At 74.0% G+C, this 3,899-nt stretch carries 3 protein-coding genes and 1 pseudogene; 2 read left to right on the top strand and 2 right to left on the bottom strand.

Features of this window, described 5'->3' with window-relative positions; all coding sequences use genetic code 11:
- Positions 1-707 precede the first annotated feature (707 nt).
- The gene (locus WMJ97_RS14660; protein WP_347349744.1) at positions 708-1,625 is read right to left on the bottom strand and encodes a hypothetical protein; all 918 of its coding nucleotides are present in this window, start codon (positions 1,623-1,625) and stop codon (positions 708-710) included.
- Between the two features lie 75 nt (positions 1,626-1,700).
- On the opposite strand from WMJ97_RS14660, the gene WMJ97_RS14655 reads away from it, so the two are divergent.
- Positions 1,701-2,201: a flavodoxin domain-containing protein gene (locus tag WMJ97_RS14655; RefSeq protein WP_347349743.1), complete on the top strand. Its 501-nt coding sequence runs from the start codon at positions 1,701-1,703 to the stop codon at positions 2,199-2,201.
- Positions 2,198-3,490 (top strand): hypothetical protein, encoded by a 1,293-nt coding sequence (locus WMJ97_RS14650; protein WP_347349742.1) that lies wholly within the window; start codon positions 2,198-2,200, stop codon positions 3,488-3,490. Before WMJ97_RS14655 ends, WMJ97_RS14650 begins: the two co-directional genes overlap by 4 nt.
- Here the strand turns inward: WMJ97_RS14650 and WMJ97_RS14645 are convergent.
- Positions 3,477-3,899, bottom strand: a pseudogene (locus tag WMJ97_RS14645) (hypothetical protein); the annotation flags it as partial. The gene WMJ97_RS14650 and the pseudogene WMJ97_RS14645 sit on opposite strands and share 14 nt — an antisense overlap.

The raw sequence follows: 3,899 nt of genomic DNA, 5'->3' as shown, positions 1-3,899 counted from the left end.
TCTACCTGACGTTCTCCACACTCTGGTGTGGAGAACGTCACACGGTTTCGCGTGCGCGCCTGGAGTTCGCGTGCGCGTCCGGAGCCGGCAGGCGTCCGGCTTCGGCGTCCCATTCGTCGACGGCCGCGCCGACGGCGCTCGCCGGGGCGGCGTCCGCTCGGTCGATTTGCCGCCACTCGATCGCGGACTCCTGCCGATCCTGAGCGTGTTCTCGCCGGGAGACCCTCATCGAGTGGTGGCAAATCGACCAGGACGCCGGCGGCGCCGGTCTGCGCGGGGTCGGTCCGGGACTCCTTCTCCGACGGGCCAGTTGCGTTCCGGGCCAGCCGCGTCCAAGCCGGCGCGTTTCGGGGTGTCGAGTTCCGGGCCGGCCGCGTCCCAGGTGTCGTGTCCCCGAGGATTAGGTGGTCCGCACCATCTCCATCTCCATCCCCGACCACGGCCACCTCGACGACGTTCACTCCACCTCGACGACGGAAACCGACCTCGCGCGTGCAGCGGCACGCGCGAGGTCCGGGATCGTCTGCGACGTCGGGCAACGGTCTGCGAAGTGGCACCCCTGCGACAGGAGGGCGGCCGGGGCGCCCGTCTCATCCCAGACGTAAACCGCGGCCGGGACGCCGTGCGCAGCCGGCGAGTGCGTGTGACATAACCCACACCAGAGTGTGGAGAACGTCAGGTAGAAACGCCCACGGGGGGCAGAGGGGTCACCCCGACACAACCGTCGGGGACGCCGCCCCGGGCGACCGAGCCGCCCCCGCGTCCCAGAAGGACGCCAGCATGGCGTCGAGGTCGCCCAACCCCGCGACGATCTTCGCGATGCGCGCATCGTCCCAGGTCACGGACGGATCCGGCTCCGTCGCCCCGAAGAACACGTTCGCGCACGCGAGCGTCGCCAGGCTCCACGGCGCGGACTGCGACGACCCGAACGGGGCGCACTCCCGCGTGGCGAGCATCGGCTCGGGGTCGGCGATCGCCTGGATCGTCAGCCCCGCGAACGTGGCGCTCAGCAGCTCGGCGAGTCGCGACCATCCGATCGCGTCCGGGTCGCGCAGCCGATAGCCCATCACCGCGGCCGCCGCCTCGAACGCGGCGGCGCGGTACTCGGTGAACCCGCGCTCCGACTCCCGCAGGGCGGCGGTGACCTGTGTCCGCAGCTCCCCGGACGGCAGTCCGCCCGCCGCCGCGCGCAGCATCAGGTAGCTGCGCCAGGTGCCCGAGCCCAGGGACGCCTCGATGTCCGCCGCCGCCAGCGCCCGGAAGGCCGCCACGAACGCGTCGCGTCGCCCCTGCTCGGTGGCGATGTCGGCGAACGCCTCGCGCGGTATCGCCCGGACGGCGTCCGCATACCCCGCGAAGTCCGACGTCAGCCGCGTCTCCCGCGCGATGTGCAGCAGCAGGTCGGCGGCGAAGGCGTCCTTGGTGGGCCAGCGGCGGTACGACGACGTCCGGGAGACGCCGGCGTCCGCGATCAGCTCCTCCATGCTGAGGTGCTCGAGGCTGAGGGATAGTCCCTCCTCGGCGACGAAGCGCCGGCCGGCTTCGAGCATCCGCGACTCGGTCTCGGCGTCGGACAACCGCGGACGCCGCCCGCGTCCCCGGTGTGGTTGCAGTCGGTCGCTCACGAGCCCTACTATGACACATGAAGATTGGTACTCCAGATACCAAATACCAACACGTTCCAGAACGAGGAGGACCCCATGCCGCTGCGAGCCCTGGTCGTCGTCGAGTCGGCGTTCGGCAACACCGACCGCATCGCCCGCGCCGTTGCCGAGGGCCTCGCGTCCGCCGGCGTGGACGGCACCGTGGCCGCCGCCTCCGCTGCCCCGGACGCCCCCGCCGCCGAGGGGTTCGGCCTCGTGGTCGTCGGGGCGCCGACCCACAACCTCGGCCTGCCGACCCCCCGGTCGCGCGAGCAGGCCGGACGCCGCGGCGCCCCGGTGCCGACCACCGGCGTCGCCGAGTGGCTGGACGCCCGCCCCGCGCTGGCGGGCGTCCGGACGGCTGCCTTCGACACCGTCCTGCCCGGCAGGTTCTCCGGGTCGGCGTCGCGCCGCATCGCCGCGCGGCTCCGGCGTCTCGGCGCGCCCGCCGTCGCCCGCGAGGGCTTCCTCGTCTCCGGGACGCCCCCGGTGCTCGCCGACGGCGAGCTCGACCGGGCCCGCGCGTGGGGGGCCGCGTTGGCGGGGGCCGGCTCGTGACCGGACGCCCGCCCCCTCGCCTCCCACGGCTCCGCACCGCCCTCGGCGTCCTCTCGCTGACCGCGGCGTTCGCGCTCGCCGTCGGCTGGTCGCTGTTGCCCGGCCCGTTTCTGCCGGCGCCCACGGGCCCACACCCCATCGGAACGGCCGTCTTCACGGTCGTCGACGGCTCGCGCCCCGAGATCTTCGGCCCCGATCCGGACGCCCCGCGCACGCTCACCGCTCAGCTCTGGTACCCGGCCGCGCACGCTCCCGGCATTCGCACCGTGTCCGTGACGCCGGAGGCGGCGCCCGGAACGGCCGACAGCCCCAGGCCCAACGCGCCCGCCGCGCCCGAGCCCTACCTGCCCGACTCGGCCGTCCTCGACCCGATGCTCGAGTACGCCCACCTCCCGCGGCTGCTCTTCGCCCGACTCGCCCACGCCCCGACGCACGCGATCGCGGACGCCGCGCCCGCAGACGGCCGCTTCCCGGTGGTCTTCTTCCTCACCGGCAACATGGGCTACCGCGGGTCGAATCTGGTCCAGATCGAGGAGCTGGCGTCCCACGGCTACGTCGTGGTGGGCCTCGACCAGCCGGGCGTCGTCGGGTCGGCCGAGACGCCCGCCGGACGCATCCCCTACGCCGGACGAACCGTGGTGAAACCCCTCGTGGACCAGTCGTTCCGCCCATGGGCGACCGCGCCGGTCTGGCGCGGCGTCGCCTACCCGCGCGGCATCGTTCCCTACCTGGCCGCCGACCCGCGGGCCGTCCTCGACCGGCTCTCCCAGCCGGGTGCGCCCCTCGCGGGTCGGCTCGACCTCGCGCGCGTCGGCGCGTTCGGCATCTCGCTCGGCGGGCTCGACCTCAGCCAGTGGTGCGCCACGGACGCCCGCCTGCGAGCCTGCCTGTTCCTGGACGCCCCGATGAGTGCGGACGCCTCCGCCCGCGGGCTCGGCGTCCCGTCCCTCTGGCTGACGCGGTCGGCGTCCGCGATGCGTGCGGAGGGCTGGCCCGACGTCGAGGTGCGCACCTACGCCGAGGGCCAACGGGCCCTCTTCGAGCGCACCCGCGCCGACGCCTGGTACCTCGAGGTCGCCGGCGCCCGCCACGCCGACTTCACCGACGCCCCCTACGAGTCGCCGCTGCCGGGTCTGGCCGGGATCACGAGCCCGGGGGACGGCGTCCACCTGCACGAGGTCATGCGCCGGACGACCGTCGCCTTCTTCGACCGCACCCTCCGCGGCGACCCGAGCCTCTCAGTGTTGGACGCGTCCCCCTGGCCCGACGTCTCCCTCACCCGACGCTGATATCCGTCCCCACTCCCACCGATCGTTCGCCATGCCGCCGCAGTACCGCGTCGGGGTCGTGGCCGCACACGATCACGGCACCGTCGCGGTGCCGGTTGCGCACCCACTCGCGGCTGCGCCGCCATGCCGGCGCGTCGGTGCGCATCCGCCGCTCGAACAGCGCGAGTCCGAGGGGTGTCGCCCGCCCATCGAGCGTGCGCAGGGCGAAAATCGCGTCGCCGACGTGCACCACATCGGGCGCGCCCTCACGGTGCACGACGACGCCGCAGTGCCCGTCGATGTGGCCGTCGAGGGCGACGAGCCGGAGACGATCGCTGATTCGCGCCGCCGGCCGGCCCGCGACATCGGCGTGACTTCGCACGTCCTGCGTCACTGGGAGCACGAGCGCGTGCTCGTGCCGGCACGCGAC

Source organism: Nigerium sp. (assembly GCF_039811905.1).
In the GTDB taxonomy this organism is placed as follows: domain Bacteria; phylum Actinomycetota; class Actinomycetes; order Propionibacteriales; family Propionibacteriaceae; genus Propioniciclava.
Note: the sequence above shows the minus strand (reverse complement) of the source record. Positions and strands in the feature narration are given on the sequence as shown.